Genomic DNA, 12,522 nt, shown 5'->3' on the forward strand with positions numbered 1-12,522 from the left:
CCGTACCGGGGAGGAACTCGGTGCTTTCTCGTCCGTTTCCGCCACCCACCGTCGTTGTGCGCCGCAAAATCCGCGCCGCCCTTTCGTTTCGCCCCGCTTTCGGCTATGGCGCGCGGCGACATACCCTCCGAACAAGAGAAATTTGCATGAGCCTCCGCAACGTGGCGATCATCGCGCACGTCGACCATGGCAAAACCACCCTGGTCGATCAGCTGTTCCGCCAGTCGGGCACCTTCCGCGACAACCAGCGCGTCGAAGAGCGCGCGATGGACTCCAACGACCTGGAAAAGGAGCGCGGGATCACCATTCTCGCCAAGCCGACCTCGGTCGACTGGACTCCGCCGGGCAGCGACGAGTCGATCCGCATTAACATCGTCGACACCCCCGGCCACGCCGACTTCGGCGGCGAGGTGGAGCGCATCCTGTCGATGGTCGACGGCGTCGTCCTCCTGGTCGATTCGTCGGAAGGCGCGATGCCGCAGACGAAGTTCGTGACCGGCAAGGCGCTGGCGCTGGGCCTGAAGCCCATCGTCGTCGTCAACAAGGTCGACCGCGCCGACGCGCGTATCCAGGAAGTGCTGGACGAAGTGTTCGACCTGTTCGTCTCGCTCGACGCGAATGACGAGCAGCTGGACTTCCCGGTCCTCTACGCCTCGGGCCGCAACGGCTATGCCTCGACCGACATGGATGCGCGCGAAGGCACGCTGATCCCGATGTTCGAGACGATCGTGAACCATGTGCCCGCCCCCAAGGTCGAGGTCGAGGACGTGCCCTTCACCTTCCTGGTGACGCTGCTCGACCGCGACAACTTCCTCGGTCGTATCCTGACCGGCCGCGTCAACTCGGGCACGGTCAAGCTGAACCAGGCGATCCACGCGCTCGACGCCGATGGCAATGTCATCGAAACCGGCCGCGCGTCGAAGATCCTGTCGTTCCGCGGCCTGGACCGTGTGCCGGTCGAGGAAGCCAAGGCGGGCGACATCATCTCGCTGGCGGGTCTGGCGGTTGCGACCGTGGCGAACACCATCGCCGACACCTCGGTCAGCGTGCCGCTGAAGGCGCAGCCGATCGATCCGCCGACGCTGTCGATGCGCTTTGCCGTCAACGACTCGCCGATGGCGGGCCGTGAGGGTTCGAAGGTCACCAGCCGCATGATCCGCGACCGCCTGATGCGCGAAGCGGAATCGAACGTCGCGGTGAAGGTCACCGAGAGCGATGACCGCGACAGCTTCGAGGTTGCCGGTCGCGGCGAACTCCAGCTGGGCGTTCTGATCGAGACGATGCGCCGCGAAGGCTTCGAGCTGGGCATCAGCCGCCCGCGCGTGCTGTTCGGCGAGGACGAGGACGGCAAGAAGACCGAGCCGTACGAAACCGTCATCATCGACGTGGACGAGGAATATTCGGGCACGGTCGTCGAGAAGATGAACCTGCGCAAGGCCGAGATGACCGACATGCGTCCCTCGGGCGGCGGCAAGACCCGCATCACCTTCTCCGCACCCTCGCGCGGCATGATCGGTTACCACGGCGAGTTCCTGTCGGACACGCGCGGCACCGGCATCATGAACCGCCTGTTCGAGCGCTACGGCCCGCACAAGGGCAAGATCGAGGGCCGCAAGAACGGCGTTCTGATCTCGAACGGTGCCGGCGAAGCGCAAGGGTACGCGCTGGGTCCACTCGAAGAGCGCGGCATCCTGTTCGTCGGCCACGGCGAGGCGCTCTATGAGGGCATGATCATCGGCGAGAACGCCAAGACGGATGACCTTGAGGTCAACCCGATGAAGGCGAAGCAGCTGACCAACTTCCGTGCGTCGGGCGGCAAGGATGACGCCATCCGCCTGACCCCGCCGAAGAAGATGACGCTGGAGCAGGCGATCGCCTATATCGACGACGACGAGATGGTCGAAGTGACCCCGAAGTCGATCCGTCTGCGCAAGCGCTACCTCGACCCGAACGAGCGCAAGCGCGCGGCGCGCTCGAAGGCGGCGTAATCAGGGGAAGGGCCGGACGGAAACGTCCGGCCCTTTTCCTTTGGGGTGGGGTGATGCCCTTTGTGGCCGCTGACCCACACTCTACCCCCCGTTCAGCCTGAGCGAAGTCGAAGGCCAAGGGAATCACTTGGCCAAATGCCCCGGAACGAAGGGGTAAGCGTGGCCTTCGACTTCGCTCAGGCTTAACGGAGGTGTAGGGTAACACGGCTCAACCCTATTTCCTTGTTAGCTCATCTTGCCTATTCGCCGGCTCTTATGGCGGGATGACATGTGATGAACTCCCCCTCCCCTTCAGGGGAGGGGCCGGGGGTGGGGTGCTTCCATTGGCCGGCAGTTTGCCGTGACGCCCCACCCCAACCCCTTCCCTAAAGGGGAGGAGCTCGCGTCGATTCAGTGCGACGTCATCACGGTCTAGGCTTCGGAAGGATATGACGGCATGAGGATCGCAGCCTGGCTGGCCCTGACATTGGCGCCCCTGTCGGCCCCAGACAGCGCTGCGCCCGCCGCCATGACACGCTCGCAGATCCTGCTGTCCGAATTCATCGACGCCGACGCCCCCTATCCGCAGGCGCATGCCTCGACCATCGTCCAGCTTCCCGACGATACGCTGGCCGCCGCCTGGTTCGCCGGTTCGGGGGAGAGCCGCCCCGATGTCCGCATCTGGTTCGCCCGGCATGGGGCCCGGGGCTGGGAAAAGCCGGCGCCGGTGGCGGACGGCGTCAGCGCCGATGGGCAGCGTTATCCGACCTGGAACCCGGTGCTGTTCCAGCCGCCGGGCGCGCCGCTGCAGTTGTTCTACAAGGTCGGCCCCAATCCGCGCGCCTGGTGGGGGATGGTGATCCGCTCGAGCGATGGCGGGCGGCTCTGGAGCAAGCCTGAGCGGCTACCCGACGGCGTGCTCGGCCCGATCAAGAACAAGCCGGTTATCACCGCCGACGGCGCCTGGCTCTCCCCCTCCAGTCGCGAGGAGGGGACGGCCGAGGCCAATATCTGGTCGCTGCGCATCGAGCGTAGCGCCGACAAGGGCGGGACGTGGACGGTCGGCCCGCGAATCGCCAGCCCGATGCATATCGAGGCGATCCAGCCCAGCATCCTGTTCCATCCGGGCGGCGCGCTGGAACTGGTCGCGCGCACGCGGCAGGGGGCGCTGGCACAAAGCTGGTCGCGGGACAATGGCGTCACCTGGTCGCCGATCGCGGCGATCGACCTGCCCAATCCCAATGCCGGCACCGATGCGGTGACGCTGGCCGATGGGCGGCAGCTGATCGTCTACAATCATAGCGGACATGCGCCGGCGACACCGGGCGACGGGCCGCGCTGGCCGCTGAATATCGGGCTGTCGGAGGACGGCGTGCGCTGGCGCAACGTCCTGACGCTGGAGAGCAGGCCGATGCCCGATGGCTATGCCTATCCGGCGGTCATCCAGACGCGCGACGGGATGGTGCATGTGACCTATACCTGGAACCGGCAGCGCATCCGGCATGTGGTGATCGATCCGCGCCTTTTGCGGTGAGGGGGCGGGGCGTGGCCTTCGACTTCGCTCAGGCTGAACGGAGGTTAGGAACGGGGACGACACCCTCCTCTCGGCCCGTTCAGCCTGAGCGAAGTCGAAGGCCAAGGGAATCCCGCCCAGGGGGGTGCACCCACAGGCCCGTATCGCTACACCACGCCCATGATCACCAAGCCCCCCATTGGCCGCGATACGCGGTTGTGCATGTCGCTGTCGGCGCGGCCCGGCAATTTCGGTTCGCGCTTTCACAACCGGCTCTATGAGCTGACCGGGCTCGACTATGTCTACAAGTCCTTCAGCACCACCGATCTGGCCGGTGCGGTCGGCGGTATCCGGGCGCTGAATATCCGGGGCTGCGCGATCTCGATGCCGTTCAAGGAAGCGGTGATCCCGATGCTCGACGGGCTGGCGGGGTCGGCGGCGGCGATCGACAGCGTCAACACCATCGTCAACGATGACGGGCGGCTGACCGGTTACAACACCGATTATGCCGCCGTGATCGAGCTGATCGCGCGAATCGACCCGGCCACGCGCTTCGTGCTGCGCGGGTCGGGCGGCATGGCCAAGGCGGTGGCGGCGGCCTTGCGCGACTCCGGCTTCACCAACGGCACCATCGTCGCGCGCAACGCGGCGGCGGGGCAGGGTCTGGCCGCGCTTTACGGTTTCGACTGGACCGCCGAGCCGGAAGCGGGCGCGCCGCTGCTCATCAACGTCACGCCGATCGGCATGACCGGCGGCAATGCGAATCAGTCGCCCTTTCCGGAGGCAATGATCGCCGAGGCCGAGATCGCGTTCGACGTGGTGCAATATCCGCCCGAAACGCGCTTCCTGAAAACGGCGGAAGCGTTGGGCAAGCGGATCATCACCGGCACCGAGGTGGCGACGATCCAGGCGCTGGAGCAGTTCGTCCTCTATACCGGCGTACGGCCCACGCCGGAGCAGGTTCGCGAGGCGGCGGCCTACGCCTATAGCCTGGGCTAAAACCCCGCCATCGCCATCAGGACCGCCCATTCCCCATCCCCCACCGGCGATACCGACAGCCGCGACTGGCGCAGCATCGGCAGGTTGGCGAGCCGCGCCTCGGCCTTCATCGCCGCCAGCGTGACGGGGCGGGGGAGCGGCCGGTCGGGTGCGATCGCGACCGAAACCCAGCGGCCGTCGTCGCCATCGGCCTGGGCGGTGCGGGTGATCGTCGCGATGCCGACCGCCGCCTTGTCCGTGCCGCTATGATAGAAAAGCGCCGAGTCGCCCCGCTGCATCGCGCGCAGATGCTTGGCGGCGGCGGCGTTGCGCACGCCGTCCCATTCGGTCGCGCCGTCACGGACCAGATCGTCCCAGCCATAGCTGTCGGCCTCCGATTTCAGCAGCCAATAGGCCATGGTCCGCTCTCCTCCTGAACCGCGACTAAACGCGGCATTCCAACGCCATTCAGCCCCGTCGTGGCAGGAAAGGCAACACGGACGCACAATGCGCGTTTTTGCGAACAGCGGACCGGGCGTATCAGTATTGGAGGTTCGAAATGAACGGGATGTTCAAGAAGTTGGGGCTGGGCCTGGCGCTGGGTGCGACCGCACTGACCGCTGCGGCACCGGCCGAGGCACAGCGTTGGGGCCGTGGCGGCTGGGGTGGCGGCTATTATCACCGCGATCGTGGCGGTGACGCGGTCGCCGGCGCGGTGCTGGGCGGTATCCTGGGCCTGGGTGTCGGCGCGGCGATCGCGAGCAGCAACAACCGCCAGCGCTATTATGATCGCGGCTATTATTACGACCGCGGCTATGATCCCTATTACGCGCCGCCGGCGGTCACCTATCAGTATCGCAGCTATCAGCCGCGCTGCTGGAACGACTGGCGCTGGGACCCCTATTGGGGCCGCAACGTGCCGGTCCAGGTCTGTAACTAAGGCCCATGGCGGCGTCGGGAGCGATCCCGGCGCCGCTTTTTTCTTAGGTGCCCTGCTTGGCAGGGTGCCGGGATCGGCGGTAAGGCGCGGAGCATGACCGATACCGTTCCCGATCGCCTGTCCACCAACCCGGACAGCCCCTATTTCGACCAGGACCTGCTCTCGCGGGGCGTGGGCATCCGCTTCAAGGGCAATGAGCGCCGCGACGTCGAGGAATACTGCATTTCCGAAGGCTGGATTCGCGTCGCGCTGGGCAAGAAGGTCGACCGTCACGGCCGCCCGCTGACCCTGAAGCTGAACGGTGAAGTCGAGGCGTGGATCGAGAACCCCGCCGATGGTGCGGAAGAGGGTTCGGACGAAGCCGAAGCGTAATTGCCTGGCGTACCCCGGCGAAGGCCGGGGTCCAGTTTCTGCGAACGCTATGGCGCGCAATCCGGTGCGTGGGAGGCGACAGCCTCGCCCCCTCGAAAGCGCCCGACAATTGGACCCCGGCCTTCGCCGGGGAACAGCCTGCTTTATAGGCCACCTGCCCCCAAACCTCCGTTCAGGCTGAGCGAAGTCGAAGCCCAAGGGAATCCCTCACCGCAGTTCGACTTCGCGCAATGCGAACGGTTGGCTCAAGGGTTCGCCAATCATTCCTCCCCTTGCAGGGGAGGAACGGGCTTACGCCGCCTCCATCGCCTCGCCGGCTTCCATCCAGCGCGTTTCCGCCTCGGCCAGCTTGTCGACCACTTCGGCGCGGCGCTTGTTGAGTTCGCCCATCGACAGCTTGGCATGGCGCGGTTCGGCCGCAGCGGGATCGTTCATCGCCTTGTCCAGCGCGTCGCGTTCGCGGGTCAGCTTGGCCATTTCGTCCTCGATACCGCGCAGCGTCTTCTTCATCGCGTTGAAGCGCTCGCGCTGTTCGGCCGAGGCCTTTTTGCTCGCCGCGCGGTCCGCCTTGGACGCGGCGTCGCCCTGGCCCGCATCGCCCTTCAGGACGAAGGCGATATAATCGTCGAGCGACCCGTCGAATTCCTTCGCCGTGCCATTGTCGACCAGCACGAGGCGATCCGCCGTCATCTCCAGCATGTGGCGATCATGGCTGACCAGAACGACCGTGCCCTTGTACATATTGAGCGCCTGGACCAGCGCCTCGCGCGCGTCGACGTCCAAGTGGTTGGTCGGCTCGTCGAGGATCAGCATGTGCGGCGCGTCGCGAGTGATCAGCGCCAGCGCGAGGCGCGCGCGTTCGCCGCCCGACAGCTTGCCGACCTTGGTCGTCGCCTTGTCACCCGAAAAGCCGAACCGGCCCAGCTGCGCGCGCACGGCGGCCGGGGTCGCGCCGCGCATGATGCGCGTCATATGCTCGAGCGGCGTGTCGTCGGTGTCGAGTTCCTCGACCTGATATTGGGTGAAGTAGCCGACCCGCATCTTGCCCGACGAATTCATGTCGCCTTCCATCGGCGTCAGCTGCGCGGCGAGCAGGCGGGCAAGCGTCGTCTTGCCGTTGCCGTTGCGGCCCAACAGCGCGATCCGGTCGTCCGGGTCGATGCGCAGGTTCAGCCGCTTGAGGATCGGCGTCTCGGCATAGCCCACGCTCGCCAAGTCCAGCGTGATGAGCGGCGGGCGCAACTGATCGGGATCGGGGAAGTCGAAGGACAGCGACGGATCGTTCGCCATCTCGGCGATCGGCTGCATCTTGGACAGCATCTTGGCGCGGCTCTGCGCCTGCTTGGCGGTCGAGGCGCGGGCCGAGTTGCGCGCGATATAGTCCTGCAGCTTGGCGCGCTGCGCGTCCTGATTCGCCTTGGCGGCGGCGAGCTGCGCCATGCGCTCGGCGCGCTGGCGCTCGAACGAATCGTAGCCGCCCGGATAGAGCGTCACCTTGCCGCCCTGAAGGTGCAGGATATGGTCGACGACATTGTTCAGGAAGTCGCGCTCGTGGCTGACCAGCAGGATCGTCGCGCGGTAGGATTTGAGGAAATCCTCCAGCCACATCACCGCTTCGAGATCGAGGTGGTTCGACGGTTCGTCGAGCAGCAGCACGTCGGGCGCGGAGAACAGGAGGGCGGCGAGCGCCACGCGCATCTTCCAGCCGCCCGAATAGCTGGACAGCGGCCGGGCCTGCATCGCTTCGTCGAAGCCTAGGCCTTGCAGGATGCTGGAGGCACGTGCGGGCGCGGTATAGGCGTCGATCGCGATGAGGCGCTCGTAGATGTCGCCCAGCTTTTCCGGATCGCTCTCGGTCTCGCTGCGCTCCATCAGTTCGGCGCGCTCGATATCGGCGGCCAGCACCGTCTCGAACGGGGTGGCGGTGCCGTCGGGGGCTTCCTGCGCGATATAGCCGAGCTTGGCGCCCTTGGGCATCTCGCACGCGCCGTCATCGGCCTCCAGCTGGCCCGCGATCACGCGGACGAGCGTGGACTTGCCCGCGCCGTTGCGGCCGATCAGGCCGACCCGGCTGCCGGGGGGGAGTGCGGCGGATGCGCCGTCGAGGATCGTGCGGCCGCCCAGGCGCACGGTGATGCCATTCAGATTGAGCATGGGGGCGCGCCTAGCAAATTCCGCGCGAAAAGGGGAGGGGCTGGATTTTCCTCCCCTGCAAGGGGAGGTGGCAGGCCATCAGGCCTGACGGAGGGGTGTCACGGCCGCTGCGGTTCATGCCCCCGCCGACGTTCCTGCCCCTCCACCACCGCTTCGCGGCGGTCCCCCTCCCCAAGCACAGCTTGGGGAGGATTGGCGTTCAGCGTGCCGCGATGCTGGTCGCGGCGGCGGTTCCGGCGGGCGGCCAGTTCTGCGCGCCACACTTCTTGGGCACCCACTCGGCCTTCTTGTTCCAGCACAGCGCATCCAGGCGCGGCATCGTCACGTTGAACCGCTGTTCGCGGCCGACATAGCGCGGGAAACGCTGCTCGCCATAGGGGACCAGGCTGTTGCGCAGTTCCTGCATCCGGTCGACCGCCAGCTCGCCCAGATGGCCGCGCGGGGTGAAGACCGCCTGATGCGCGATCGAACCCGCCGTCGTGCAGAAGCCGAGCTGGCCCGCGACCGACGAGAAGCTGGAATAGGTGCGCGTGCCATATTGGTCGAGCGCCATCTGGCCCTCGCGCGGCGTCTTGCTGGTCCGCTTGAAATAGGCGCCCAGCGTGTCGAACGCGCCCTTCAGCTCGGAATCATGGTCCTTCAGGATGGCGTTATAGTTCACCACCGAGGACAGCATGGGTTCGAACTGGCATTGCAGCGCCGCGACGTTCAGCGCCGAGCGCATGTTCCACAGAACGCCCGCGCGCAGCTCCGCCGGCGTCGCGCCCGGCAGGGGCTGACCGATGCCGGGTTCGTCGCCGCGAACGGGCTTTCCCTGGAAGTTATAGGGCTGCAGGAAGAATTGCGCCGATGCGGGTGCGGCGGCACCCATCCCCCAAAACGCCACGCCGGCCGCCAGCGCGGTACGCACCACCTTCATCTCTATGTGATCCTTCCCCCGTAGGGCTTCGAAAAGCGTCCCGAAACATAACGCTTTTCGGGGTGCGACCCAATGAAAATCGTCACCGATTTTACAATCTCCGCATGCCCCATCGTTCTCGAAAAGTAACGAGATCAGGACGTTTGCAAGAGGTGGAGGGATCGGCCGATGCCGCAGGATCAGGACCCCCTTGGGTGATGATCATGGCCGGCCGCGCCGCAAGAAAAAGGGGCCGCCCGGTCGCCCGGACGGCCCCTTCATCGTGGGAATGACCCCGACGATGATTACATGGCGTTCGACATGTTGGTCATCATGGTGTCGTTCGACATCATCATGTCGTTGCCCATGGTGTCGTTGGCCATCATGCCACCGTTCATGGTGCCGTCGACGGCGGTCATGTTGTCGGTGGTGGTGTCCATGCCTTCGGTGGCGTTCATGTCGGTGACCATGTTCGCGTCGGTGGTGTTCTCGGTCTTCGAGCCGCAAGCCGAAACCGCGAGCGCCGCGCCGGCGATGACCGAGCCCATCAGGACCTTGGAGATGATTGCACGCATTGGAAGCTCCCTTGATATTTAGGATTTGGAACGGCTTGCTGGCCCTTAATACCCAAATCGGGGTGGACATTAATCGGATACCGCCCGGTCCTCAAGCCTCGTTTTGTCCGACCGGATGGAGGCTGTCGAGAAAGGCCGGAAAGGTGAACGCCAGCGCCTCGTCAAAGGTTTCCAAGGACTTGACGCCGTTTAACGCAAAAAGGCTGGTGACCGGGAATTCGGGCAGGCCGCACGGGACGATCCCACCGAAATGGGACAGGTCGGGCGCGACGTTGATCGCAAAGCCATGAAGCGTCACCCAGCGGCGCACGCGCACGCCGATCGCGCCGATCTTGGCCTCCGGTCCGCCATCGCGCGTCCAGATGCCGACGCGCCCGTCCGCCTGGAACGCATGGACGCCCAGCCGGGCGAGCGCGGCGATCAGCCACGCCTCCAGGCTGTGGACGAAATGGCGCACGTCGCGCCCGCGCTTGCTTAGGTCCAGCACCAGATAGCCGGTGCGCTGGCCGGGGCCGTGATAGGTGTATTTGCCGCCGCGCCCGGTCTGGAACACGGGAAAGCGCGGATCGACCAGCTCGACCGGATCGGCGCTGGTCCCCGCCGTATAGACCGGCGGATGTTCGAGCAGCCAGACCAGCTCGCGCACCTCGCCCGCCGCCACGGCGGCGGCGCGCGCCTCCATCTCGGCAAGCGCCTGATCATAGGGGGTCTGGCCGGCGCTGATGCGCCATTCGATATCGGGCATGTCGGGGGGCTGGGTCACGATGCCCGCTATCTGCGCTTCGGGCGGCGGCGATGCAAGCGGGCGGCCCGGTTCGTCGCCCGGGGCGGTGATGGCGTTGCGCGGGGGGATCGGCTAGGCAAGGCGACGACACAGGACAGGGGATGGTCACGCCGTCGTGGCCATAAGCGGCAGGGAGGCCAAGGATGACCGTCAGAATCGGATCGGTATGGGACAGCACCCAACAGGTGCTGGCGGGCAGGGCAAGCATGCTCGTGCCTTTTGCCGCGATCGGTTTCGTCCTTCCTGCGATGTTGCAGGTCCTGCTGGTTCCTCAGACCAGCATGGCGCAGATGTCCGCCAGCGCGAGCGCGACGGGCGTGCTCGTCGGGCTGATCGCGATCGTGCTGGGCATCTGGGCGCAGCTGGCCATCATGGCGCTGGCGACGCATCCGGCGACGACCTCGGCCGACGCATCGCGCGCCGGCGTCCGACGCCTGCTGCCGCTGCTGGGCGTAGCGTTCGCGATGGGCCTGATCATCGCGCTGGTGGTGTTCGTGCCGCTCGTCGTGCTGGGCCTGTCGGGCTTCGACTTCACCCGGGCGGTGGCGGCGCAGGGCAATCCCGCGCTGATGCCGCCGCTACCCTCCGGCGCCGCCTTGTTCATCGGCCTGTATGCGCTGACCCTGGTGGTGCTAGGCTTCTGGCTGATGGCGCGGTTGATGCTGACCTATGCGGTGGTGCTCAACGAACGGCGCGGGCTGGGGGCCATTTGCCGCTCGATCGCGCTGACCAGGGGCATGACCTGGCGGCTGATCGGCATCACCATCCTGTTCAGCATCGTCTTCTTCGTCGCGGCGGCGGCGGTGCAAGGCGTGGCCGGCCTGATCTTCCGCCTGATCCTGGGGGCCGATCGGATCACCTGGGTGCTCGCGCTGACCGGTCTGGTCGGATCGATCGTGACCGCCGGCTTCATGACCATGGCCTATGTGTTCATCGCGCGGCTCTATGTCGCGACCGCCGGCGTTCCGGTGGCCGCGCCGCATCACCCCGAGGACGGTTCGCCGCTGATCTGATGCCATTGCCTATCGTTGCGACCTTGCGGGACGCGTGGAGCCTGTTCCGCCGGGACCGCGATCTGTTGATCCGCCTGGCGGCGCCCTTCCTGTTCTGGCCGCCGCTGGCGGTGGGCCTGCTGGTGCCCGATCCGCCGCTGCCCGCCGAACCCGCGCCGGGCGGGGGGCAGGGCGAAGCGACCGCGCGCGCCATGGCGTGGTTCGATTCGGTCGGCACCTGGGCGGGCCATTATGGCGGCTTGTACTTCGCCGCCTATGCGATCGGCATGATCGGATCGGCGGCGCTGTTCGCCCTGGTCCTGAGCGGGGGGCGGTTCAGCGTCGGGCAGGCGCTGAGACTGGGCCTGCGGGTCGCGCCGCGCTTCCTGCTGGCGATGATCCTGGTCGCGCTGCCCACGGGAGTGGGCATGCTGCTCTATATCCTGCCGGGGCTGTATGTCGCGGGCCGGCTGATGCTGGTCGGCCCGGTACTGTTCGCCGAGCGGCGGATGCCCGCGCTGGCGGCGATCGCGCGGTCGGTGGTGCTGACGCGCGGCACGGGCCTGTCGATGGCGGCGCTGGCGGGCTGCACCTATCTGGGCGGGATGATCGCGGCGCAGCCCTTCCTGTTGCTGGGCGATCGGATCGAGGCGAGCGGCGGCAATCCCGTCGCGATGGCGCTGGTGCAGGGCGGGGCGGCCGCCGCCGGCATGGCCGCCGGGCTGGCGCAGGTGTTGATCGCGGTCGCGGCCTATCGCCGGTTGGCCAGCCGGGGGATCTGAGGCGCGACATCCTCGGGCAGCACGCCCAGGTCGCGGGGATCGGGAAAGGTCTCGATCGCGCGCGACACCGGCACGAAGCCCTGCTTGCGATAGAAACCGAGTGCGGCCGGGTGGTCCAGCGTGCAGGTATGCACCCACACCCGCTCGACCTGCGCGGTCCAGGCGCGCATCAGCGCCTGCGCCATCAGCCATTGGCCATGGCCCCGCCCGGCCAGCTCGGGGATCAGCCCGAAATAGCCGATCTCGCACTGACCCGACTGGCGATGGTCGAGTTCGAGCATGCCGACCTCGATCCCGGCGCGGTCGACCACCGCGAACACCGCGACGGCCGGATCATGGACGATCGCCGCCAGCGTCGCATCTTCCATCACCAGCCGCGAAAACCACAGCCAGGGTGCGCCCACCCGCTGGAACAGCGCGCGATATTTGGCCAGATCGTGCGTCTTCCAGGCGACCAGCGACAAGGGCGAGGGCGGCATCGGCCGTGGCCGGGGCCGTTCGCGCATCTCCAGCGTGGTGACGATGGTGGCGATCTCGGTGGACTCGACGGGGATCAGCGCCACCGGC

13 protein-coding genes are annotated in these 12,522 nt (G+C 66.7%); 7 read left to right on the forward strand and 6 right to left on the reverse strand.

Going from position 1 to position 12,522, the window contains the following annotated elements:
• The first annotated feature begins 146 nt into the window (after nucleotides 1-146).
• The 3 genes from typA to ACQHGV_RS02120 all read left to right on the forward strand — a co-directional run bounded on the left by typA (nucleotide 147) and on the right by ACQHGV_RS02120 (nucleotide 4,479).
• Nucleotides 147-1,988 carry a translational GTPase TypA gene (gene typA, locus ACQHGV_RS02110; protein ID WP_440979253.1) on the forward strand — a complete coding sequence of 614 codons (1,842 nt, stop codon included), beginning with the start codon at nucleotides 147-149 and terminating at the stop codon, nucleotides 1,986-1,988.
• A gap of 436 nt (nucleotides 1,989-2,424) precedes the next feature.
• The gene (locus tag ACQHGV_RS02115) at nucleotides 2,425-3,501 is read left to right on the forward strand and encodes a sialidase family protein (protein WP_440979254.1); all 1,077 of its coding nucleotides are present in this window, start codon (nucleotides 2,425-2,427) and stop codon (nucleotides 3,499-3,501) included.
• A gap of 159 nt (nucleotides 3,502-3,660) precedes the next feature.
• Nucleotides 3,661-4,479 (forward strand): shikimate 5-dehydrogenase, encoded by an 819-nt coding sequence (locus ACQHGV_RS02120; protein ID WP_440979255.1) that lies wholly within the window; start codon nucleotides 3,661-3,663, stop codon nucleotides 4,477-4,479.
• On the opposite strand, the gene ACQHGV_RS02125 is transcribed toward ACQHGV_RS02120, so the two are convergent.
• A complete protein-coding gene (locus ACQHGV_RS02125) occupies nucleotides 4,476-4,877 on the reverse strand; it encodes an EVE domain-containing protein (RefSeq protein ID WP_440979256.1) in 402 nt (133 codons plus the stop codon). The two genes, ACQHGV_RS02120 and ACQHGV_RS02125, sit on opposite strands and share 4 nt — an antisense overlap.
• Before the next feature lie 149 nt (nucleotides 4,878-5,026).
• Between ACQHGV_RS02125 and ACQHGV_RS02130 the strand changes: the two genes are divergently transcribed.
• Nucleotides 5,027-5,398, forward strand: coding sequence for a hypothetical protein (locus ACQHGV_RS02130; protein ID WP_440979257.1), 372 nt, complete (start codon nucleotides 5,027-5,029; stop codon nucleotides 5,396-5,398).
• Between the two features lie 93 nt (nucleotides 5,399-5,491).
• Complete coding sequence (locus tag ACQHGV_RS02135) at nucleotides 5,492-5,770, forward strand: DUF3297 family protein (protein WP_183952357.1); 279 nt, start codon at nucleotides 5,492-5,494, stop codon at nucleotides 5,768-5,770.
• A 291-nt stretch (nucleotides 5,771-6,061) separates the two neighbouring features.
• On the opposite strand, the gene ACQHGV_RS02140 is transcribed toward ACQHGV_RS02135, so the two are convergent.
• From ACQHGV_RS02140 to lipB, 4 genes are all read right to left on the reverse strand, one after another.
• Nucleotides 6,062-7,924, reverse strand: coding sequence for an ABC-F family ATP-binding cassette domain-containing protein (locus ACQHGV_RS02140; protein ID WP_183952356.1), 1,863 nt, complete (start codon nucleotides 7,922-7,924; stop codon nucleotides 6,062-6,064).
• Between the two features lie 199 nt (nucleotides 7,925-8,123).
• Nucleotides 8,124-8,843, reverse strand: coding sequence for a hypothetical protein (locus ACQHGV_RS02145; RefSeq protein ID WP_183952355.1), 720 nt, complete (start codon nucleotides 8,841-8,843; stop codon nucleotides 8,124-8,126).
• 284 nt (nucleotides 8,844-9,127) lie between these two features.
• Complete coding sequence (locus ACQHGV_RS02150) at nucleotides 9,128-9,397, reverse strand: hypothetical protein (RefSeq protein WP_183952354.1); 270 nt, start codon at nucleotides 9,395-9,397, stop codon at nucleotides 9,128-9,130.
• 91 nt (nucleotides 9,398-9,488) lie between these two features.
• A complete protein-coding gene (gene lipB / locus ACQHGV_RS02155) occupies nucleotides 9,489-10,160 on the reverse strand; it encodes a lipoyl(octanoyl) transferase LipB (protein ID WP_440979258.1) in 672 nt (223 codons plus the stop codon).
• 164 nt (nucleotides 10,161-10,324) lie between these two features.
• Here lipB and ACQHGV_RS02160 point away from each other — a divergent pair, with 164 nt between their 5' ends.
• On the forward strand, nucleotides 10,325-11,194 hold the full coding sequence (locus ACQHGV_RS02160) for a hypothetical protein (protein WP_440979259.1): 870 nt from the start codon (nucleotides 10,325-10,327) through the stop codon (nucleotides 11,192-11,194).
• Nucleotides 11,194-11,955, forward strand: a complete 762-nt coding sequence (locus ACQHGV_RS02165) for a hypothetical protein (RefSeq protein WP_440979260.1) — start codon at nucleotides 11,194-11,196, stop codon at nucleotides 11,953-11,955. Before ACQHGV_RS02160 ends, ACQHGV_RS02165 begins: the two co-directional genes overlap by 1 nt.
• On the opposite strand, the gene ACQHGV_RS02170 is transcribed toward ACQHGV_RS02165, so the two are convergent.
• Nucleotides 11,925-12,518, reverse strand: a complete 594-nt coding sequence (locus ACQHGV_RS02170; RefSeq protein WP_440979261.1) for a GNAT family N-acetyltransferase — start codon at nucleotides 12,516-12,518, stop codon at nucleotides 11,925-11,927. The genes ACQHGV_RS02165 and ACQHGV_RS02170 overlap by 31 nt on opposite strands.
• Nucleotides 12,519-12,522 lie beyond the last annotated feature (4 nt).

The organism is Sphingomonas pseudosanguinis (assembly GCF_052056765.1).
Classification (GTDB): domain Bacteria; phylum Pseudomonadota; class Alphaproteobacteria; order Sphingomonadales; family Sphingomonadaceae; genus Sphingomonas; species Sphingomonas pseudosanguinis.

Coding starts and splice junctions, on each gene's coding strand:
- ACQHGV_RS02150 (WP_183952354.1), bottom strand. CDS start 9,397: ATGCGTGCAATCATCTCCAAGGTCCTGATGGGCTCGGTCATCGCCGGC.
- ACQHGV_RS02120 (WP_440979255.1), top strand. CDS start 3,661: ATGATCACCAAGCCCCCCATTGGCCGCGATACGCGGTTGTGCATGTCG.
- ACQHGV_RS02160 (WP_440979259.1), top strand. CDS start 10,325: ATGACCGTCAGAATCGGATCGGTATGGGACAGCACCCAACAGGTGCTG.
- ACQHGV_RS02125 (WP_440979256.1), bottom strand. CDS start 4,877: ATGGCCTATTGGCTGCTGAAATCGGAGGCCGACAGCTATGGCTGGGAC.
- ACQHGV_RS02115 (WP_440979254.1), top strand. CDS start 2,425: ATGAGGATCGCAGCCTGGCTGGCCCTGACATTGGCGCCCCTGTCGGCC.
- ACQHGV_RS02135 (WP_183952357.1), top strand. CDS start 5,492: ATGACCGATACCGTTCCCGATCGCCTGTCCACCAACCCGGACAGCCCC.
- ACQHGV_RS02145 (WP_183952355.1), bottom strand. CDS start 8,843: ATGAAGGTGGTGCGTACCGCGCTGGCGGCCGGCGTGGCGTTTTGGGGG.
- ACQHGV_RS02165 (WP_440979260.1), top strand. CDS start 11,194: ATGCCATTGCCTATCGTTGCGACCTTGCGGGACGCGTGGAGCCTGTTC.
- ACQHGV_RS02140 (WP_183952356.1), bottom strand. CDS start 7,924: ATGCTCAATCTGAATGGCATCACCGTGCGCCTGGGCGGCCGCACGATC.
- typA (WP_440979253.1), top strand. CDS start 147: ATGAGCCTCCGCAACGTGGCGATCATCGCGCACGTCGACCATGGCAAA.
- ACQHGV_RS02130 (WP_440979257.1), top strand. CDS start 5,027: ATGTTCAAGAAGTTGGGGCTGGGCCTGGCGCTGGGTGCGACCGCACTG.